The sequence below is a fragment of the Roseofilum reptotaenium CS-1145 genome (genome assembly GCF_028330985.1).
In the GTDB taxonomy this organism is placed as follows: Bacteria; Cyanobacteriota; Cyanobacteriia; order Cyanobacteriales; family Desertifilaceae; genus Roseofilum; species Roseofilum reptotaenium.
In genome coordinates, this window is record NZ_JAQMUE010000009.1 from 1 (window position 1) to 21,663 (window position 21,663).

The window sequence follows — 21,663 nt, forward strand, 5'->3', positions numbered from 1 at the left end:
CTGACTTTTCCCCATTTTTCGCGACATCTATCAGTTCTTGACGTTGCTCTGTACTCAATTTAATGCGATACTTAAGCTTGGGGTTACTCATAGGTACCTCCGATAACTCTTACCCACAATTTTAAGCTTGCCAGTCCAGTAGGGTGGGCAGTGCCAGAGTTGTCGAAGTTGAATCAATGGCTTAGATCAAATTCATTAATTTAGCTAAAGGAAATACAGCACGATTCTCCCAAACCCGTACAATGACTGTTGGCCATTGGCTGTTGCGTCTTGCCTCTATAGCAGGCTGGCTGGGCAGCAGGTCACTGGCAACTGAATATATAGACCTCTTGCAGAAATCAGGCACTCTAGTAATAGGCAATAGTCATAAGAATATATGATGACGGCATTACTATTCATTTTCTGCCCACTTCTGTAAGAAGTCTAATTTCTCTTCGCACTCTAAAACTCAAGAACTATGCCCCGTCGCAACGATATTAAAAAAATTCTTCTCCTCGGTTCTGGCCCGATTGTCATTGGCCAAGCCTGTGAATTTGACTATAGTGGCGTACAAGCGTGTAAAGCCCTACGCTCCGAGGGATACGAAGTGGTGCTGATTAACTCCAACCCAGCAACCATCATGACCGATCCAGAAACGGCAGAGCGGACGTATATTGAACCGCTCGTGCCTGAAATTGCCGAGAAAGTGATCGCCCAGGAACGCCCAGATGCCCTATTGCCGACGATGGGCGGGCAAACGGCGCTCAACTTGGCGGTTAACCTGGCCAAAAATGGCACACTGGAGCGTTATGGGGTGGAACTGATTGGAGCCAAACTTGAGGCAATTGAAAAGGCAGAAGACCGGCTGTTGTTCAAGGAAGCGATGCAGCGCATTGGGGTGAAAGTGTGCCCGTCGGGAATTGCCAATACCCTGGATGAGTCCAAACAAATTGCAGCCGAGATTGGGGTGTATCCCCTGATTATCCGCCCAGCGTTTACTCTGGGGGGAACTGGGGGCGGTATTGCCTATAACCAAGAGGAATTTGAGACGATGGCCCAGTATGGGCTAGATTGCTCGCCCATGTCTCAGATTCTGATCGAACAGTCATTGATTGGCTGGAAGGAGTATGAGCTAGAGGTGATGCGCGATTTGGCGGATAATGTGGTGATTATCTGTTCGATTGAAAACATTGACCCCATGGGAGTACATACGGGGGATTCGATTACAGTGGCTCCAGCACAGACGCTGACAGATAAGGAGTATCAGCGCCTCCGAGATGCGTCGATCGCCATTATTCGTGAGATTGGGGTGGAAACCGGTGGCTCGAATATCCAATTTGCAGTCAATCCGGTGGATGGGGATGTGATTGTGATTGAGATGAATCCCAGGGTATCGCGCTCCTCGGCCCTGGCTTCTAAGGCCACGGGGTTCCCGATCGCCAAATTCGCCGCTAAACTGGCAGTCGGCTATACCCTCGATGAGATTCCCAACGACATTACCCAAAAAACACCAGCTTCCTTTGAACCGACAATTGATTATGTGGTCACCAAGATTCCCCGGTTCACATTCGAGAAGTTCGCCGGAACGGAGCCGATTTTGACGACGCAAATGAAGTCGGTGGGTGAAGCGATGGCTATTGGGCGCACGTTCTGTGAGTCGTTCCAGAAGGCTCTGCGAAGCCTGGAAACCGGAAGAGCAGGTTGGGGCTGTGATAAGTCCGAGGTGCTGCCCAGTTTAGAGTCAATTCGCCAGGGTCTGCGGACACCGAATCCCGATCGCATCTTCACCCTGCGCCATGCCCTGATGGCTAAGATGTCGCTGGATGAGGTGTACGAGCTGACAGGAATTGACCCCTGGTTTTTGGACAAGTTTAACCAACTCTTGGACGCGGAGAAGTTCCTAAAGCGTACGCCCCTGTTAAGTATCAAGACCGACGAGATGCGGGAAATTAAACAGTTGGGATTTAGCGATCGCCAAATTGCCTTCGCCACGTCTACTAATGAGACAACGGTGCGATCTCGCAGACAAGAGTTGGGGATTACACCCGTATACAAAACAGTGGATACCTGCGCGGCGGAGTTTGAAGCCTTTACGCCCTATCACTATTCCACCTATGAACTAGGGGAAACCGAGACTCAACCCTCTGAACGGCGGAAAGTGATGATCCTTGGTGGTGGTCCCAACCGCATTGGCCAGGGGATTGAGTTTGACTATTGCTGCTGTCATGCCAGTTTCTCGTTGCGCGATGCTTCTTTTGAGACGATTATGGTCAACTCGAACCCGGAAACGGTTTCAACAGACTACGATACGAGCGATCGCCTCTATTTTGAACCTCTCACCCTGGAGGATGTCCTCAATATTATTGATGCGGAACAGCCGGAGGGCATCATTATTCAGTTTGGAGGACAAACGCCCCTGAAGTTAGCAGTTCCTTTACAGAGCGCCTTGGAGGATCATCCCAAAACTAAGATTTGGGGCACATCCCCCGATTCCATTGATACGGCCGAAGACCGGGAGCGGTTTGAAGCCATTTGCCAGGAGTTAAATATCTTACAGCCGCCCAATGGAATTGCGCGATCGACTCAAGAGGCGATTCGCGTGGCGGGTCGCATTGGCTATCCGGTGGTCGTCCGTCCCTCCTATGTTCTAGGGGGAAGAGCCATGGAGATTGTCTATTCGGATGGCGAACTGGAGCGGTATATGACGACCGCCGTGCAGGTGGAGCCAGACCACCCGATTCTAATTGATAAGTTCTTGGAAGGGGCGATCGAGGTGGATGTGGATGCCCTCTGTGATGCCACAGGTGAGGTGGTCATTGGCGGCATTATGGAGCATATCGAACAAGCGGGAGTCCATTCTGGAGACTCAGCCTGCGCGATTCCGCCGTTTACGCTCGCCTCATCCGTGTTAACGACAATCCGCACTTCGACGGTGGCTTTAGCGAAAGCTTTGAATGTAATTGGCTTGATGAATATTCAGTTTGCCGTGCAGCGCACTTCGGCTCCGCTCAGTGACCGGGTTTATATCCTGGAGGCAAATCCGAGGGCTTCGCGAACTGTACCCTTTGTGTCGAAGGCCATTGGTAAACCTTTAGCTAAGTTGGCTTCTCTCGTAATGTCAGGAAAAACCCTAGCCGAGGTGGGACTGACGGAAGAGATTATTCCACAGCATGTGTCGGTGAAAGAGGCCGTGCTGCCCTTTGAGAAGTTCCCCGGCGCGGATACCCTGTTGGGGCCAGAGATGCGATCGACTGGGGAGGTGATGGGGATTGACTCGTCGTTTGCCACGGCGTTCGCCAAAGCAGAAGTAGCCGCTGGCGTGCGGCTGCCGTTATCGGGTTGCGTGTTCGTCAGTTTGAGCGATCGCGAGAAGGAGGCGATTGTTCCGGCGATCAAAGAGTTGATGGAGCTGGGCTTTAGCGTTATGGCGACTGCGGGAACTCGGCGGGTGCTGAGGTCGAAGGGGCTGGAGAATGTGCAACCCATTTATAAGCTCCATGAGGGACGGCCCAATGTCCTTGATGAGATTAAGAACCACAATATCCAATTGATTATTAATACGCCCTCTGGTGAAGAGGCCCAGGCTGATGGCCGGCTGCTGAGGCGATCGGCTCTGACCTATAAGTTGCCCATTATTACTACGATTGCTGGCGCTAAGGCAACGGCTGAGGCCATTCGATCTCTGAAGTCTTCGCCCCTGGAAGTAAAGGCTTTGCAAGACCATATTCAGGCTTAGGTTTTGCTTGGTGGCGTGAGGGGTTTAACTATTCTTATTTCTTATAGATAGAATTCATTCCTTACGCTCCCCTGACTTCGCGATCGCCCCGTAGACCCTAGTCTATGGGGTTAATCTTTGGAATAAAATGGGGTTTCCCTATTGCCTATTGGTATTGCCTATTGCTAGAGTGCCTCCCCTAAAAAATTTACAAAAATGTTGTAAACAATGCATTTCTTCATAAAGTTCCTGGGTAACCTATGGGGAATCACAACTAGACAAGACCCGGGAGGTATTCCTCTATTCATTCTTAACCAGTAGACGCTAGCTTAAAACAATGTTACAATACTTAACATAATAGAATTCTGGTAGATAACGACAATGACAAGCGAACTCATTTTAGTCACAGCCACATCCGTTATCGGTCTGATCGTTGCCCAACGGCTCATTGAAAACCCATCGGAATCTGCCCCAGAAGCAGAAGTCGTTCCTATCCCTGTCAGAACAGATGAGACAGATAGCGCTATGCGCTAGGAAATAGGCAATAGCAAAGGGTAACAGTTCAAAATAGTGTGCATTTTGTCAAGTCCAAAATAGAACGCCAAGCTCATTGAATAGCACGATTTTTGGACACTTCAAAGAAACAGTGAAACCGGGTATTGCCTTTTGCTAGAGTGCCTTTTACCTCTCCTTACTCCTAGTCCAAGGACTAGCCTTCCTATTGTTGTCAACCCAAGACGCAGACCTATGAAAACCGCCCAAAACCCTACCGATCCCGTTCGTGCTTATCTTCGCGAAATTGGCCGTGTTCCTCTGCTCACTCATGAGGAGGAAATTACCTTGGGTAAGCAAGTGAAGTATTTAACCGATCTTCAAGAAACCAAAGATACTTTAGCCAAGGAAACTGACCAGGAACCGAGTTTAGAGGAATGGGCCAAAGTGGCTGGTGTTCCTGTAGGGGTGCTGCGTCAGGCCATCGCCCAAGGAGAACGAGCCAAGCGCAAGATGGTAGAAGCAAATCTGCGTCTGGTGGTCTCAGTGGCGAAGAAGTATATTAAACGCAATGTAGACTTGTTGGATTTGATCCAAGAAGGAACGATTGGGATGCAACGGGGGGTAGAAAAGTTTGACCCCACGAAGGGCTACCGGTTCTCTACGTATGCGTATTGGTGGATTCGTCAAGCCATTACTCGAGCGATCGCCGAAAAAGGACGCACCATCCGCCTACCGATTCATATTACAGAAAAACTCAATAAGATTAAGAAAGCTCAACGGCAGTTGTCCCAAACCTTGGGGCGATCGGCAACCATTAATGAGTTGGCCGAAGAGTTGGATCTGACTCCCAAACAAGTGCGGGAATACTTAGAACGTTCTCGTCTTCCTTTATCCCTGGATTTGCGCGTGGGAGATAACCAAGATACGGAATTGGGTGAGCTTTTGGAAGATACGGGCCCATCTCCAGAAGATTTCACCATGAATACGTCTCTGCGAGCTGAATTAGAGCAAATGATGACGGATTTAACCCCCCAACAACAGCAAGTTTTATCATTGCGGTTTGGGTTGGAAACCGGTCAATCCATGACCTTAGCCAAAATCGGCGATCGGCTCAACATCAGTCGCGAGCGGGTTCGTCAAATTGAACGGGAAGCTTTAGGTAAATTACGCAAGCGTAAAGCGGATATGCGCGAGTACATCGCCAGTTAGCGTCTCGCTCTCAAGAACAATACGATGTTGCGTCCCTTAATTCTGAACAAAAAACAAGCCGGTTCTACTGAACTGGCTTGTTTTCTGTTGTTAGGACAGGTAACGGGTGACTGATGGAATTTAGTTTTTAGAGTCGTCCTTAAAGCTGGATAACCATTCTTGGATTTGGGAGGAAGCAATATCACGACCCCCTAATCCGAAAGCAATGGCGATCGCCACAGCAACCGCTCCAAATAATAATCCAAAGGCTAGATTCACAATATCTGGGGCAATTCCCATCTGTCTCAACGCCATCGCCGCCACCAAAATAATAATGGCAATGCGGGCAGCTTGAGCCAACATATGTCCTTGACGACTACCCGAACTGTCAATCACCTTAAACGCCAGATTCGCAAAGTATAAACCGATCGCAAATACAACCACACCGGCTAAAACTTGACTGGCAATTTGAATGATTGCGCCCACAATCAGCGTCAATGCTTCAAGTCCTAAAACATCGGTCGCGGTAACAGTGGCAAATAGCAGAATTGCAATTAAAACCACCATACCCACAATTTCTGAAGGGGTGCGGAAGTCAGAGGGAGGGGGAGGAAGAGGTAGATCCGAGTCTCCTGCTTCTGGTGGTGGAGCAGTAGCATACGGTTCTTGTTGCAACCCCAACCAATAGAAGAGATTATCAAACCCAAATCCAGTTAAAACATTGGTAACTAAATCAGAGACAAATTTACCTCCAATGTAGGCAATAACCAAGATGATAGCCGCAGTAAACGCCAAGGGCACATAGCCCATAATCATTTCCAGCATACTGATGGCAGGTGTGGAAATCGCCTCGATTTTGAGGGCGTTAAGGGCAGCGATCGCAAAGGGAATCAGAATTAATACATAAGCGATCGTCCCAGCAATCCAGGATAATCCATGGGTTGCGCCTCCACCGGATAATCCAAAGCGATCGCCCATGCGATCGGCCCCACTAACCATGAGTAAATTGGTTACAATGCGACGGACAATAGTTGCGACTAACCAACCGGCTGCGCCAATCAAAATCGCACCCAAAATATTGGGTAAAATCAGCAGAATTTGATTGAGCAGAGCTTGTACGGGTTGCAGGGTTCCCTCTAACTGTAAGGTACTCAGAATCGAGGGTAAAAATAACAGAAATACAAACCAGTACATGGCATTCGCCAAGGTACTGCTGACGGAAACGGGCGCAGTTGTTCCCTCCTCAACCACTTGAGATTCTAAGCGTTGATCGAGATTGAGAAGGTTTAATCCTCGCAGAACTGCCAGTTTCACAATCGTTGCCAGTACCCAAGCAAGGGCTAAGAGAATACCTGCACTAACAATCTGAGGCACAAAGCCAAAAACTTGGTTGAGCAGGGTATTCAGGGGTTGGGAAACGATTTCTAGATCCAGAGAATCTAGAACCCCTACAAACACCACTAACATAATCAGCCAGAAAATGGCTGAACCGACCCATTTTTCAATCGGTGGGGCGGCACCCGAATCACTTGTCCCAGAAACCCAAGCAGCTAATTTATTGTCGATTTTCGTGCGTTTTAGCAGTCCTTCCGCAACTCCGGAAATTGCCCAAGCGACCAGAAATCCGCCAACTAAAATAGCAGCAGCAATAGCAATAGTCGAGACTAAACTCCACCATTGGGGAATTGAACCAGAGATGCTACTCAAACCAGGAACCGGTATTGCCGGCTCAGAGGCTGGGGCTTGCAAGAAGGGATCTAATAGATCCTGTGCTTGCGTCCAACTGGCATCCTCTGGTATTGACAGATCAATGTTGATGCTTTGCCCAGTAAAATTCATAGGTTTTGCTCCTTAAGTTTTGTGATCAATGCGTTTCTATCCCCGATCTAGGAGAAACAAGAGATAAACGCGATCGGGATAATCCCGAACATTGGCAAAATAACTAGAAGCGATTTACAGGCCTTATCGTACCAGAGTGATTGGCAGGGAGAGATAGGGGAAGTGGGGGGATGGGGGTTTCCTGTTCTCCATTACCCAAATTTTTAATTTTTAATTAATCTCATAGTGTCCAGCGAGTAAAGATAGGGCGACGACGGGGGCGGTTACTGCTCTCAGGATACGTTGACCGAGGGAAATGGGTTGAAATCCAGCTATAGTGGCTCCTTCAACTTCTTGGGGAGTCCAGCCGCCTTCTGGCCCGGTGGCGATTAAAATAGCTTCGCTAGGAGAGGGTAGGGGAAGAGTGAGCAGATGAGGAGCGCTAATACGGGTAACGGCAAGATAGGGATGGATATGGGACGTTTGTATAGCTTGGGTAAAGGATAGAGGATCGGCAATGGTGGGAATATGTTGGCGTTCGCATTGTTCAGCAGATTCCGTGGCAATGCGTCGCCACCGTTCGAGTTTTTGGGGTCTGGGTTTGAGGAGCGTGCGATCGCTAATTACAGGAATAATTTCCATCACTCCTAATTCAGTACAACAGCGGATAATCTCTTCAAAACCGTTTTTGGGTAAAGCCACGATTAAGGTAATGGCGATCGCCAATTCCGTTTGCATGGGAATCATTTCTAGCCGTTGAGCAGTTTCTAGATCGCACAGTTCACTTAACCACCATTCCGGTTGCATCAAGGCAATAAAGCGATCGCCCGGTTGCAAACGCAGCACTCGATACAAATAATGCTGTTGCTGGGGAGTCAGCCGGATTATATCGTTATCCAGTTGTTCTGGGGCGATCGCCACCCGTTGCCATTGTGTCACAATAATTGCTATAGCGCTTCGCGCTAAGGAATACGAACTAGGGAATAGATTAAACTTCTGACAGAAGTCAGGCAATAATCCTAAGAATATACAGGGTTTATTGAGCAAAGGACTAAACGAAGTTTTTCCCATTCCCCATTCCCTATTCCCAACTCCCCATTCCCCCAGGTTATGGGGTAAAATGCAGACCGCAACAGATCGAGTAAAAGCCCATGACTACCCGTGTTATCCTCGTCCGCCACGGTCAAAGCACTTATAATGCCCAGCAACGTATTCAAGGTCGGCTTGATCACTCCGTACTAACGGAACAAGGTAAAGCCGATGCTAAGTTAGTAGCCGCTGCGCTTCAAGACTTACCCCTAGATGCTATTTATTCGAGTCCCTTGCAACGCGCTCGACAAACGGCTGAAGAAATTGTGGCTCATCTTGGTTCATCCCTCACTATCGAAAGTCCAGAGACCTTATTAGAGGTCGATCTACCCTTATGGCAAGGGATGCTTAGAAAAGAAGTACAAACCCAATTCGCCCAAGAATATCAGGTTTGGAAACAACAACCGGAAGCCTTCAAAATGGTGATTTCTACCCCAGAAGGGCCAAAAGAGCATTATCCAGTACTAGCTATGCATGAGCAAGCTAAACGGTTTTGGCAAGATCTATTAGCCAAGCATCAGGGACAAACGGTATTAGTCGTGGCTCATAATGGGATTAATCGCTGTTTGTTGAGTACAGCGCTGAATATTTCTCCAGCTTATTATCAATCTATACTACAGTCGAATTGTGGTATTAGTGTCCTGAATTTTGCTGGCGGTTGGGGAGAAGAGGCACAATTAGAATCGATGAACCTCACCAATCATTTAGGAGTTGCCTTACCGAAATTTAATAAACCGGAAGGAATTCGCTTGTTGTTGGTGCGTCATGGCGAAACCCAATGGAACCGGGATAAACGCTTTCAAGGGGTGAAGGATATTCCCTTAAATGAAACGGGAAAAGAACAGGGACGCAAAGCGGGCGAGTTTTTGAAAGATGTGCATCTAGATTTTGCTGTTAGTAGTCCATTATTGCGCCCCAAAGAAACAGCAGAACTAATTTTGGAAGCTCATCCTGGAGTTGAGTTACAGCTTAATCCTCTCTTAGCAGAAATTAGTCATGGCTTGTGGGAGGGGATGTTAGAGAGTGAGATTGAAGCCGATTATCCTGGGATGTTAGCCGAATGGCAAAATTCGCCGGAAACGGTGCAAATGCCGGAAGGAGAGAATTTACAGCAGGTTTGGGATCGGGCGATCGCCGCTTGGAGCAGTATTCTCGAATCCGCTAAACCAGGTACCACTGGGATCGTTGCCGCTCACGATGCGATTAATAAGGCGATCGTTTGTCATTTATTTAATTTAGATCCTCAATATTTCTGGCACTTTAAACAAGGGAATGGTGCAGTCACGGTGATTGATTATCCCTATGGCGCTCAGAGCAAACCCATGCTCAAATGCCACAATATTACCTCTCACCTCAATTCTGGCATTCTTGACCGTACGGCAGCCGGTGCATTATAAGGAAATAAGCAATTAGGTAATAGGGCAAAACTGGTTTGCCCTTTCCTGATTACTCATGATTTAAGGCTTGCTGAAAGAGGATAAAACGTCCGATGTCAAAGGAATCTAGGTCGTATATGTCCCTAGTTCAACGACATTGAGGGAAAATGTTGACAAGGTAAATGATAGATTAACTCTATAGTAAACATCTAAGGATTGAATGTTTGATACCCCTATTTTCTGGGTTGTAGCACTAGACAATAGGCCTTGCTCATCATAGTTAAGCTCAAAGCCCTTTGACTTATTCCTTCAACGTATCCTTAAGTACCGTACGGGCAGCCAAATGATTACGAGTCGAGGTGAGAATTTCCATTTCCCGCTCCAGTCGTTCAGTTGTACTTTGCATTTCTAATAAAGCTTGTTGTTCAGCCGCCACACCATATAAATTACTGGCGACCCAATAAGATAATTCAACTGGAAGGGTGGGGATATTATCGGGTAACTCAATTTCCTGACCCGTCAATTTAGAAGATAGGTGAACCACATCTTTGAGTAATTGTTCTACCTGAGTGCCCAAAGATCGCAAGTCTCGATCTGTCGGTTCATCTTCTATCCATTCTACCAACCCTACGCGATAGGGTTTTTCTCGCACATATTCTAAAACCCGAAACCGTTGTTGTCCCAGGGTAAGGATCTTCATGCGGTCATCGGGTAAACGTTGATGATTAACAATTTCCGCACAGCAACCAACAGCAGCGGCTTCATTTTTGACTGGGTTCCACATTAATACCCCAAACCGACTATCTGTGTCGAGAACGGTATTCATCATCATCCGATACCGAAACTCAAAGATATGTAAGGGTAGGGGTCTCCCTGGAAAAAGGACGACTTCAGGTAAGGGAAACAGAGGCAATTCTCGAACGGCGATGGAGGAAGAAGATGTCATAGTAATTTTCCTGTTCTGGGGACTCTCTTGAAAACCTGAAAATAGTAGAAACATCTTTTAGTCTATCGCATTGTTCGAGGCTGTAAAAACCTCACCGTTCATATTCAGCATCAATGCTTAACCAGGGAACCATCACTCAAGGGGTTACAGTTTCACTTCGATATCTACACCAGCCGGTAGATCCAGTTTCATCAAAGCATCAATCGTTTTAGAGGACGGTTGATAAATATCAATGATTCGACGGTGGGTACGAGTTTCAAAATGCTCCCGTGAGTCCTTATCCACGTGAGGCGATCGCAGGATACAGTAGATTCGGCGCTTAGTCGGTAAGGGAATGGGGCCAACTGCTGTAGCGTTGGTGCGGTTAGCGGTATCGACAATTTTTTCGCAAGAGGTATCGAGGAGACGGCGATCGAATGCTTTCAGGCGAATGCGGATTTTTTGTTGTTGTAGAGTTGCCATGATTATTTACAGTTGTCAAGGTTCTGTTAAATTCTGAGAGATAAACCCTTCCCAACTGGGTTCACTGGTAACTTAGGGAAGGGTTTAATGGAGATGAACGGAGGACTCAGTCCGGGCTATTTAAGGATCTTAGCGACCACACCAGCACCAATGGTACGGCCTCCCTCACGGATAGCAAAACGCATTCCTTGTTCAATAGCGATCGCATTGATCAATTCCACGTTCATTTTAATCCGGTCGCCGGGCATTACCATTTCTGCATCACTACCATCATCTGCGGTGAATGAGGTAATAGTGCCGGTTACGTCCGTTGTCCGTACATAGAACTGGGGACGATAGTTAGGGAAAAAGGGCGTATGGCGGCCACCTTCTTCTTTTTTCAACACATAAACTTCAGCTTCAAACTCAGTATGAGGAGTAATTGAACCGGGTTTAGCCAAAACCATACCCCGTTCAATATCCTCTTTTTTCATCCCCCGAAGCAGAAGACCGGCATTATCACCCGCCATCCCTTCATCCAGAGATTTCTTAAACATTTCCACACCAGTTACGATTGTTTTACGAGTGTCTTTAATACCAACGATTTCCACTTCCTCGTTGATTTTAATTTTACCCCGTTCAATCCGTCCGGTTGCCACCGTTCCCCGACCGGTAATCGTGAACACATCTTCCACCGCCATTAAGAAGGGTTTATCCACATCCCGCTCTGGAGTCGGAATAAAGCTATCCACTTCATCCATTAACTTCCAAACCGCATCAATCCATTCATTTTCACCCCGTTGAGCATCAGGTTTTTTGGACATCGTTTCCACTGCTTCCAGGGCAGAACCAGCAACAATGGGAATATTATCACCATCAAAGTCATAGCTACTGAGCAGTTCCCGTACTTCCAGCTCAACCAGCTCTAACAATTCATCGTCATCCACTTGGTCTTTCTTATTCAAGAACACCACCAAGTTAGGAACACCCACCTGACGAGCTAAGAGAATATGCTCACGGGTTTGAGGCATGGGGCCATCAGCCGCAGAAACCACCAGAATCGCACCATCCATTTGCGCTGCCCCAGTGATCATGTTTTTCACATAGTCAGCATGTCCAGGACAGTCCACGTGAGCATAGTGACGGTTCTCCGTTTCATATTCCACGTGAGCGGTATTGATGGTAATTCCCCGTGCTTTCTCCTCTGGAGCAGCATCAATGTCTTCGTATTTCTTGGCTTTGGCTTGGCCAGCAGCGCCCAAGGTCATGGTAATAGCAGCCGTCAGGGTTGTTTTACCATGGTCAACATGACCAATCGTACCAATGTTAACGTGAGGTTTATTGCGTTCAAATTTTTCGCGTGCCATAACTAATTAATTGTGCCTAATGTTGACTAGATAAAAGACGAAGTAAACGTTTTCTGACCCTAAGTCAGGACAAGTTCAGAGAGTAGAATCAGAGCATTAGAGTTAATAGAATTGATTCCTCAACTGCTATCAACTCTAATTGCCCTAGTGGATTTTATGCTTCTCCCTTGCTCTTGGCAATGATGGCTTCTGCCACATTCCGAGGAACTTCATCATAATGACTAAATTCCATCGAAAAAATTCCACGTCCTTGAGTTTTGGAGCGAATATCTGTGGCATAACCAAACATTTCTGCCAGAGGAACTTTAGCCGAGACTTTACTAATCCCGCCTTCAGAACCCATCCCTTCAATCTGGCCACGACGGGAATTGAGGTCTCCCATCACATCTCCGAGGAAGTCTTCAGGAACTTCCACTTCTACCTTCATGGTGGGTTCAAGCAGCACGGGTGAGGCCTTAGTTACTGCTTCTTTGATTGCCATAGAGCCAGCAATCTTAAAGGCCATTTCCGATGAGTCTACTTCGTGGAAGGAACCATCAACCAAGGTTGCTTTGAGGTCGATGACTGGATATCCAGCTAAAATTCCCGATTCGCAGGCTTCTTTCATCCCTTGCTCGGCAGGGCCGATGTACTCTTTTGGTACTGATCCACCCACAATTTTCGAGACAAATTCAAAGCCGCTACCTGGATCGCCCGGTTCGAGTTGGATCACCACATGGCCGTATTGACCTTTACCCCCACTTTGGCGGATAAATTTACCTTCGGCTTTGATCGCTTTACGGATCGTTTCCCGATAGGCAACCTGGGGCGCACCCACATTCGCTTCCACTTTGAATTCCCGCAACATACGGTCAACAAGAATTTCTAAGTGCAGCTCTCCCATCCCGGCAATAACGGTTTGGTTGGTTTCCGGGTCAACGCTGACTCGGAAGGTGGGGTCTTCTTCAGACAAAGCTTGGAGCGCTTTGGAGAGCTTCTCCATGTCTTGCTTGGTTTTCGGTTCTACGGCAACGGAGATCACCGGTTCTGGGATATAGAGGGATTCCAGAATTACCGGGGAACTGTCATCACAGAGCGTATCTCCCGTGGTGGTGTCCTTAAGACCCAAAATGGCTCCTAAGTCACCCGATCTCAGCTCATCGACTTCAATCCGTTCATCGGCCTTGAGAATAATCAAGCGAGAGGCTCGCTCTTTCTTACCCTTGGTCGAGTTCATGACATAGCTGCCTTTCTTCAGTACGCCTGAATACACTCGGGTAAAGGTCAAGCGACCATAGGGATCGGACATGATCTTGAAGGCTAGGGCAGAGAAGGGCTGCTCATCATCCGCTTTGCGTTCCGTAGGAGTCGTCTTATCTAGGAGCGTTCCTTGGATCGCCTGCACATCGATGGGAGCCGGCATATAGTCAATTACGGCATCCAGAAGCAGTTGTACTCCTTTGTTCTTAAAGGCAGAACCACACAGCAGGGGAACAATCGTTCCGTCAATGGTTCCTTTACGCAGAGCCTCGTGGATTTCCGCTTCCGTTAACTCTTCTCCTTCCAAATATTTTTCGGTTAGAGCATCATCCGTTTCTGCTACCGATTCAACGAGTTTGGCACGATATTCTTTGGCTTGTTCCAGAACATCCTCGGGAATTTCCGTATCTTCAATATCAGTACCTAGATCATTAGTGTAAATCTTGGCACGCATCCGCACCAAATCGACAATACCTCTAAGATCACTTTCTGAGCCAATAGGAATTTGAATGGGGACAGCATTCGCCCGAAGACGATCTTTAATTTGTTCGTATACTTTAAAAAAGTTCGCTCCGGTGCGATCCATTTTGTTCACAAAAACAATCCGGGGCACTTTATAGCGGTCTGCTTGCCGCCATACTGTTTCTGATTGGGGTTGAACGCCACCAACCGAACAAAATACAGCAATTACGCCATCCAATACACGCATGGAACGTTCTACTTCAATGGTGAAGTCTACGTGACCAGGAGTATCGATAATATTTATTTGATGGTCTTTCCAACTGGTACTAATAGCTGCTGCTGTGATGGTAATCCCTCGTTCCCGTTCTTGGGCCATCCAGTCAGTCACTGCTGTTCCATCATGCACTTCACCAATCTTGTGAACAATGCCTGAGTAAAACAGGATTCTTTCAGTTGTTGTTGTTTTGCCCGCATCAATATGGGCAGCGATGCCAATATTGCGAATTTTCTCCAGCGGGATATTTCGTGCCACAGATACCTCCTTGGTCTTGAAAAGCAGTCTTGATTGTTTATTTTTTCGGCTCTTTTAGAATTGTATACTTTTTTTAAGCCAAACGATTAAGACTTCCTGAAGAAATCTAGTCTAAAACAAGGTTTAGACTAGATTCTGCTCAGTTCTTTTGAATTGGGCTAAAGATGAGGCGCTCAGTTGGCCTAATCCCTTAGTAACGATAGTGAGCAAATGCCTTGTTTGCTTCTGCCATGCGATGGGTTTCTTCCCGCTTACGAATGGTGTTTCCCGTTTCGTTGGCAGCATCCATGAGTTCATTGGCTAATTTCATGGCCATGGATTTACCTGAACGCTGTCTAGAGAATCGAATTAACCAACGTAGAGCCAAGCTCACACCGCGATCTGAGCGGACTTCCATGGGAACTTGGTAAGTAGCTCCACCTACCCGTCTGGCTTTTACCTCAACCAAAGGGGTTGCATTTTTCACGGCTTTTTCAAAGAGGGGTAGAGCATCGGAACCGGTGCGCTCTTCAATAATTTTGAAAGCATCATATAGGATATGAGAGGCTAAGGATTTTTTACCACTCTTCATGATCCGCCTGATGGTCATGCTAACCAGGCGACTATTGTGTACCGAGTCTGGAGGGACAGAACGGTGATGAGATACTCCTCGACGAGACATAAGTTTAGATCTGAGACTTCAATAATGGATTGGGTTTACAGTATATATTTACAACGACCAGCGCTAAAAATAATGAAGAAGCTATAACGGTTTATTTCAATTCCTTAAACCGTTCTAGACGCTTTATTTGGGGCGTTTAGCTCCATACTTAGAACGACCTTGCCGCCGATCTTTTACGCCTGCGGTATCTAGGGTTCCACGAATGATGTGATACCTTACACCCGGCAAGTCTTTCACCCGTCCACCGCGAATCATGACTACGGAGTGTTCTTGAAGGTTATGCCCAATCCCTGGAATATAAGCAGTGACTTCAAACCCGGAGGTTAAACGCACACGGGCAACTTTACGCAGGGCTGAATTCGGTTTTTTAGGCGTTGTAGTGTAGACACGGGTGCAGACTCCACGGCGCTGGGGGCAGCTTTTTAGGGCTGGAGACTTGGTTTTCCGTTCTATTTTCTGGCGTTCACTACGAATGAGTTGTTGGATCGTTGGCATAAGGTACGGAGGTTTGCTATAAACCGTCTCTGGTTCAACTTTGACGACAATTTTTAACTTTACCAACTAAACTCACCTTTTGTCAATCTTTTGGTCCCTTAACCCTTCTACTTTTAAGGCTGGTTAATGGCAAAGGATTGACCACAGCCACAAGTTCGGGTGGCATTAGGATTATGGAAGCGAAATCCTCCACCCATCAAATCATCAGAATAATCAACTTTCAGGCGATCGAGATAAGTTAATTGGGTTGGATCGACGATAATGGCGATCGCCTCATAATCATAGACCCGATCGGTCTCCTGTTTTTCTGAGTCAAACCGGATCTCATAGCTAAAGTCTGCACATCCCCCTGTCTGCACCTCAAAACGCACCCAAGGAGTCGATTGGGGATATCGGCTTTGCAACCGTTTTAATTCTGTGGCCGCAGCAGGGGTTAAATGAATCATGGGAAAGCGAGTTCAAACATCTATCATTTAGACTTTACTATCTTTGCCGTTCGTGCGGGCATAATCATCTTGGAAGCGCACAATATCATCTTCACCCAGATATTCCCCATTTTGGACTTCGATCAGCACTAAGGGAATCACTCCCGGATTTTCCAAGCGATGGGAGTTTCCTTGGGGAACATAGGTGGATTGATATTGGTAAACCATGATTTCTTTGTCGCCACAGACGACTTTTGCCGTACCTGAAACCACAATCCAATGTTCGCTGCGGTGATGGTGCATTTGCAGGCTCAAGCGATGACCGGGTTTAACTTCAATGCGTTTAATTTTATAACCTTGTCCCTCTTCCAAAACCGTGTAGGTTCCCCAAGGACGTTCTCCCACTTCTGGCAAACTCTTGGAGGATGGAGACGACTTAGGAAGGGAGTCTTTAGTTTTGTCTGAATTAACAGTTGGGCGTTCTGAGGCTTGTACCATGATTGATTTTTCTCCGTAGAAGATTAGAAGTCTTGAGTTCCAAAATCGATAAGGGGAGAATTGACACTCTGTGGTCTAAAGACGTGCAAATATAGCGCCAAGAGATTGGCAATTTCTCGTATCTCCCCTCCGCCACCTTGCTCGGCATAAGTCCGAGGAGCGCTCTTGCATTGCCCGGCTTTCATCTCGACGCTCACCCTGACGGGTAGAACATGTTGCTCTCCGGCTGTTTTCGCTAACTTTTCAAGCATAACAATCTTCTCTGTTCGGTGTCATCTGTTAGCTTGAATGAGGGTGAGGACTTGATTGGATTTAAAGTGAATTGAATTAAGGCTCAAGAAAGATACCTAAGATATTATGAATGCGGGCAGCACTTCGGGGGGAGCGGTCTAATAATTCTCCTCCTAAATAAAGTCCGGTGGAACTGCCACCATCTAAATTCAGGGCATCTACTGTACCAAGGTGTTGCATAATTTGAGCCATTTCGGTGAGGGTTGGCCCTTTGCCGTAGGAGCGGTTATGGACAGCGGTGATAATCAGTTGTCCATTGGAGGTTAAACCGATCGCACTCCGGGAAGCTTGCTGGCGAATAAAGGCATTGCTAAAGCTCTCTCCCTCAGCATCTAGCACGATACGACCATTTTTAATCAAGAGGGGGCCAGCGCCTAGGGTAAAGGGATAGTTGGAGGTGAGATCGGGGGATGAGGTGGCTTGTAGTTGGAGGCGACTTCTTGGGGGAATAGAGGGCGGAAGATCCTGGCCACGATGGACTAGGAGATATCCTTGGGGAGGGATGGGAAATTGGCCAGTTCCAGCTTGGGTGGTTTGGGTTTGAGAGATGACGCGATCGCCGTTTACCGAAATAAGGGTTTCATTGTCGGTCAGTGGCGTATAAGTTGACCCCCAAGCACGGGTATAGCGGGATAATCCCGGTTTGACATAGCCACTGTTGAGGTAAAGAATGGGATACTGTTGGTTGCTTTGAGTAGTAAGGGTTTCGGTGAGGGTTAGGCGATCGATGAGGAATTGTCCTCGGTTGTTCCAGGCGATCGCTCCCCGGTTAAGAATAGGGCCGGAAATCCATTCCCCATTATCCCGAATGACTCCCAAAGGTAAGCGATTATTACGATTAAAAAATCCCGCATTAATGGCGGCTGCCACTTGAGATTGACGTGCTAAAGTCACTAAGGGAGAAGTCCCCGATGCAGCTTGATTATTCGTGCGAATGGGACGCAGTTGGATTTGGGGATTTTGCGGGTCAATTTGCAGCCAAAACACCGGAAACTGCGACGATCCAATGGTCACCGTTTGCTGTCGCCATTGAATGCCTGGGGCCCATTGGATTTGTTTTGTGGGAATATAGGCATCCAAATGGAAATCGATCGCCACCCGATAAGGTGCATTCGCAGTAAGAATTTGGGGACGCACTTGTTTGCTTTTCAGGTTAATTTCAATTTGCGTCCGTCCCGATTCCGGGGTAAATTTAATGCTATCAATGGCTTTCCCTGCCTGGGATTCAAAGGAATCGAAGAGAGCAGGAGAAGCAACTGCTCCAAGAGTAATCACCGTCTTTCCGGGAGCATGGTTGACTTGTATGGGAGTTTCTTGATTGAAAGCGATCAGGAGGCGATCGCCCCAAGCTTCTTGTACGTGACGCATCCCCAAAAGCTGACTCGCAGGCGCTTCTAGCCTCAGTACATTCCCTTGGGGCACCATCCGCCATCCCAACTCTTGCACCCACTCCGTCACATCCACATATCGCGCAGTCGAGGTTATCTGAGCCGGAAGCGTCCACTGAGTTTGACGAGGGATTCCATACCACTGAATCGGTTGTAGAGCAGGATTCGAGGTACTGAGCAATTCTACACCAAAACCCGACACTAAACCCACATCACTAATCCCAATCCGCACTTGATTATTCTCTCGCCATTGTTTCCAGGCAATGGGTAATGTTTGACTATTAAAGATGATTTGATTACCTTGAGCGGGAAGAGTTTGCGCGAAGAATTCTTCCTCACTCATAGTTGATACAGGACACACCTCGGTTAAGCTATTCTCACAAGCGTTAACCGGAAGCGCATTTAGACGAGAAAACATCCCAGCGCCCAACAGCGTGATATAAAATAATGACAACATCAATTGTTTACCCCACAACCATACCTAAATCATACCCTTGGAATCGTTAGAAATCGGCAGAGACAAGGCACACCTTATCTCTACGAACATCCTACAATCCATGGACAACGTTATCTTATCCATCCGGTTGTCAGTGTGATCCGAATAGATTAGACCTCTTGCATAATTGTGCAGAAAATAAATGGCAATGGAGTAATCCTGCATTCTTACCCCTATTCCCTATTCCCTCACCTTCTCCAAAAAGTCTATTGTCAAACTCTGTCACAACTGTCTTGAAAATGATAGATTAGTTTTTTGCATGATTAGTTAGATCGACCAAATTGTGGCTAAGAGCGTAACCTTGAAATTAGGATATATTGTCTTGTGTTGGCAACGTTAATGTAACCATGCTAAACAAATTTAGACTGCGATAACCCTCAGATATTACATCTGCATATTCTTTAGAATAGAATGGCTCGCTATGATAAGCAGTCCCTTCTGCCACTTCATATCGATTGAGTTCCGGTAAATTCATAATCACTTGAACTTGTTGTTCATTTTGGGGAACAACGATCACATGATATTTAGCCGCATTAGAGCCTTGGGTAATATATTCAGAGAACAAACCTTCTAATTCCGCAATAATCAACTGTTCTTGTTCGGAAACTTCTTCATCAATATTGACTAAAGCATTAATGATATCGTTGAATTCTGACACTTGTTTGTGAGGGGGAGAGGTTGCTAAGTAATCCATAACATCCTGACGTAACTTGATCAAATTAATAGAAGCCCCTGCTCTTCTATTGTTTTGTAAATCATCCCAAGAGTAATTAATATTCCAGTTGTCAGCAAAGGTTTGAATAAATTGCTTTTCTCGTTCATCAAGAAATTCATCAATCATTGCAACTTGACTTAAAATACTAATCACCTTTTTTGCTCCAGATGGTTTGAAAAACGATCGAGCCAAGTCTCCCGCCTCTTTTCTTTCCAAATTGAGGGTTTGTTTAATCAATTCCCATAACCCCTTTTTTCGCTCTCCTTCTACCCATAAAGACGTACCTACCAGGATATAAAATATAGCCAAACCACCAAACAATGTGGTGTCGATTAAACCAATCACTTCGCCTTGCAACAGATAGTTGAGGGCAAAGATCACTCCAGGAATTAAAGAAACCAAGTTAGCCGTAACGGATATACTCTCAGCAACGGCTCGTTCATGCTTTCGTTTCCAAATTTGGTTGATGGTTAGATATACTTCTGTTAGCGAAAAGCCTATGGATAGAAAAGCTAGAATAGATATTATTCTCTCGAAAGTGTTCATGATAGTAATGCAATGTGTGATGATACAGCAGTTTCCGGTCGTCTGAGGTATATTAAATCCTTTTGTTCTGGGGAACAGGGAGTAGACTTTAGTTATTTATTGAGATACAAGACGGTTACACTGTACTCCATAGAAGAGAGAAGCGCTATATTACGTATTGTTTTACAGCCGGACTTTCTGTAAAGCAAATATCAAGCAACGCATCAATATTTTCGACCAGGAAAATCGGTACACCTAATTTTTCTTCGACCTCTTCTACTGTTCGATCGTCTAAAAAACAAGTTTCGCCATGCTTTAACATCACTGTTGGCAATAAAATAGCATCCCCTAAATCTTTTCCAGACAACTTATGTAGCAAATCTTCTCCCGTCAATAAGCCAGTTACGGTCATGTCTTGTCCCCAATAGTCGCTATTCATGGCTTGTAACTGAATGGTCAAGCCTGATATCTTATTTAATTGATTCACTAAAGGGGTAAATGCTTTCTCTACAGTGTTTCCTACTACCCAAGAGAATATTTTAGGAGGAGAGACTTTAGACCCGGCTCTCTCTTGTATCTTCTCTTCAAATTCGCGAATAAATAACCGAATTGATCCCACCCCATTGCCAATTTGAGGATAATCTTGATAATGGGATTCGGGAGGTAAATCTACTCCAGCGATTAAAAACCATTCATCGGCTAACCAAACTACGGTGGCATTTTTTTCTTGTTGAAATTTTTTCTGTAATCTTTGCACCTGGATGATCACTTCTTGCGCTTTTTCCACGGTTACGGGAATGAGTTCATCTTCACTAGGACGAAAACGAGTTAAGCCGACAGGAACTACGGCTACTGAAGCGACGGCAGGAATCTCTCCTTGATGAAATCTAGCTAAATCTAAAATTGTTTGCTCTAAATGATCTCCATCATTAATTCCTGGACAAACGACGACTTGGGCATGAATTTGTAAGCGTTGTTCTTGGAACCATTCCAGTTGCTGAAGAATTTGACCAGCGCGAGAATTTTTTAATAAACGATTTCTGATGTCTGGTTCGGTGGCATGAACGGAAACGTAGAGGGGGGAGAGACGCATGGCTTGAATGCGGCTCCATTCCTTGGGGCTGAGATTGGTTAAGGTTAAATAACTACCATAGAGAAAACTGAGGCGATAGTCGTCATCTTTAAGATAAAGGCTTTTACGTTTTCCGGGAGGTTGTTGATCGATAAAGCAGAAGGGACAGCGATTATTGCATTGAATTAAACTGTCAAAGAAAGCGCTTTCAAATTCGAGTCCTAAATCTTGATCGTAGTCTTTTTCAATTTCGACTTGATGGGTTTTGCCTTTAAGATCGAGAACTTCAAGATCGAGAATTTCATCGGCACATAAAAACTGATAATCAATTAAGTCTCGCGGTGCTGTGCCGTTAATGGAAACAATAGCATCACCGGGTTCAAAACCGATTTCGGCGGCGATGGAGTCGGGAAGAACTTGGGAGATTTTAGCGGGACGAATGGTACTCAT

The 21,663-nt window shown here is 46.3% G+C and carries 18 protein-coding genes; 4 read left to right on the forward strand and 14 right to left on the reverse strand.

The window, feature by feature from the left end:
- Positions 1 to 457: 457 nt before the first annotated feature.
- The 3 genes from carB (at position 458) to PN466_RS00975 (ending at position 5,398) form a co-directional block, all read left to right on the forward strand.
- Positions 458 to 3,715 (forward strand): carbamoyl-phosphate synthase large subunit, encoded by a 3,258-nt coding sequence (gene carB, locus PN466_RS00965; protein WP_271936212.1) that lies wholly within the window; start codon positions 458 to 460, stop codon positions 3,713 to 3,715.
- Positions 3,716 to 4,075: 360 nt separating this feature from the next.
- The gene (locus PN466_RS00970; RefSeq protein ID WP_271936213.1) at positions 4,076 to 4,228 is read left to right on the forward strand and encodes a hypothetical protein; all 153 of its coding nucleotides are present in this window, start codon (positions 4,076 to 4,078) and stop codon (positions 4,226 to 4,228) included.
- 213 nt (positions 4,229 to 4,441) lie between these two features.
- On the forward strand, positions 4,442 to 5,398 hold the full coding sequence (locus PN466_RS00975) for an RNA polymerase sigma factor, RpoD/SigA family (protein WP_271936214.1): 957 nt from the start codon (positions 4,442 to 4,444) through the stop codon (positions 5,396 to 5,398).
- A 120-nt stretch (positions 5,399 to 5,518) separates the two neighbouring features.
- Here the strand turns inward: PN466_RS00975 and PN466_RS00980 are convergent, their stop codons facing one another.
- On the reverse strand, positions 5,519 to 7,216 hold the full coding sequence (locus PN466_RS00980) for a mechanosensitive ion channel (protein ID WP_271936216.1): 1,698 nt from the start codon (positions 7,214 to 7,216) through the stop codon (positions 5,519 to 5,521).
- 210 nt (positions 7,217 to 7,426) lie between these two features.
- On the reverse strand, positions 7,427 to 8,134 hold the full coding sequence (locus PN466_RS00985) for a 16S rRNA (uracil(1498)-N(3))-methyltransferase (RefSeq protein ID WP_271936247.1): 708 nt from the start codon (positions 8,132 to 8,134) through the stop codon (positions 7,427 to 7,429).
- Positions 8,135 to 8,346: 212 nt separating this feature from the next.
- Between PN466_RS00985 and PN466_RS00990 the strand changes: the two genes are divergently transcribed.
- Positions 8,347 to 9,681 carry a histidine phosphatase family protein gene (locus tag PN466_RS00990; protein WP_271936219.1) on the forward strand — a complete coding sequence of 445 codons (1,335 nt, stop codon included), beginning with the start codon at positions 8,347 to 8,349 and terminating at the stop codon, positions 9,679 to 9,681.
- A 280-nt stretch (positions 9,682 to 9,961) separates the two neighbouring features.
- Here the strand turns inward: PN466_RS00990 and PN466_RS00995 are convergent, their stop codons facing one another.
- From PN466_RS00995 to PN466_RS01050, 12 genes are all read right to left on the reverse strand, one after another.
- On the reverse strand, positions 9,962 to 10,606 hold the full coding sequence (locus PN466_RS00995; RefSeq protein WP_271936220.1) for an LON peptidase substrate-binding domain-containing protein: 645 nt from the start codon (positions 10,604 to 10,606) through the stop codon (positions 9,962 to 9,964).
- Positions 10,607 to 10,750: 144 nt separating this feature from the next.
- A complete protein-coding gene (gene rpsJ / locus PN466_RS01000; protein ID WP_271936222.1) occupies positions 10,751 to 11,068 on the reverse strand; it encodes a 30S ribosomal protein S10 in 318 nt (105 codons plus the stop codon).
- A 116-nt stretch (positions 11,069 to 11,184) separates the two neighbouring features.
- Complete coding sequence (tuf, locus tag PN466_RS01005) at positions 11,185 to 12,414, reverse strand: elongation factor Tu (protein WP_271936224.1); 1,230 nt, start codon at positions 12,412 to 12,414, stop codon at positions 11,185 to 11,187.
- Between the two features lie 154 nt (positions 12,415 to 12,568).
- Positions 12,569 to 14,647 carry an elongation factor G gene (gene fusA, locus PN466_RS01010; protein ID WP_271936225.1) on the reverse strand — a complete coding sequence of 693 codons (2,079 nt, stop codon included), beginning with the start codon at positions 14,645 to 14,647 and terminating at the stop codon, positions 12,569 to 12,571.
- A 190-nt stretch (positions 14,648 to 14,837) separates the two neighbouring features.
- Positions 14,838 to 15,308, reverse strand: a complete 471-nt coding sequence (rpsG, locus tag PN466_RS01015) for a 30S ribosomal protein S7 (RefSeq protein ID WP_271936227.1) — start codon at positions 15,306 to 15,308, stop codon at positions 14,838 to 14,840.
- A 123-nt stretch (positions 15,309 to 15,431) separates the two neighbouring features.
- Positions 15,432 to 15,803 (reverse strand): 30S ribosomal protein S12, encoded by a 372-nt coding sequence (rpsL, locus tag PN466_RS01020; RefSeq protein WP_271936249.1) that lies wholly within the window; start codon positions 15,801 to 15,803, stop codon positions 15,432 to 15,434.
- A gap of 113 nt (positions 15,804 to 15,916) precedes the next feature.
- Positions 15,917 to 16,249, reverse strand: a complete 333-nt coding sequence (locus tag PN466_RS01025; protein ID WP_271936229.1) for a HesB/IscA family protein — start codon at positions 16,247 to 16,249, stop codon at positions 15,917 to 15,919.
- A 27-nt stretch (positions 16,250 to 16,276) separates the two neighbouring features.
- Complete coding sequence (locus tag PN466_RS01030) at positions 16,277 to 16,726, reverse strand: cupin domain-containing protein (protein WP_271936230.1); 450 nt, start codon at positions 16,724 to 16,726, stop codon at positions 16,277 to 16,279.
- Between the two features lie 23 nt (positions 16,727 to 16,749).
- On the reverse strand, positions 16,750 to 16,977 hold the full coding sequence (locus PN466_RS01035) for a hypothetical protein (RefSeq protein WP_271936232.1): 228 nt from the start codon (positions 16,975 to 16,977) through the stop codon (positions 16,750 to 16,752).
- 76 nt (positions 16,978 to 17,053) lie between these two features.
- Entirely contained in the window at positions 17,054 to 18,862 is a 1,809-nt protein-coding gene (locus PN466_RS01040) for a phosphodiester glycosidase family protein (RefSeq protein WP_271936233.1), read from the reverse strand.
- Between the two features lie 346 nt (positions 18,863 to 19,208).
- On the reverse strand, positions 19,209 to 20,162 hold the full coding sequence (locus PN466_RS01045; RefSeq protein ID WP_271936234.1) for a hypothetical protein: 954 nt from the start codon (positions 20,160 to 20,162) through the stop codon (positions 19,209 to 19,211).
- A gap of 145 nt (positions 20,163 to 20,307) precedes the next feature.
- Positions 20,308 to 21,663, reverse strand: a complete 1,356-nt coding sequence (locus PN466_RS01050; protein ID WP_271936236.1) for a TIGR03279 family radical SAM protein — start codon at positions 21,661 to 21,663, stop codon at positions 20,308 to 20,310.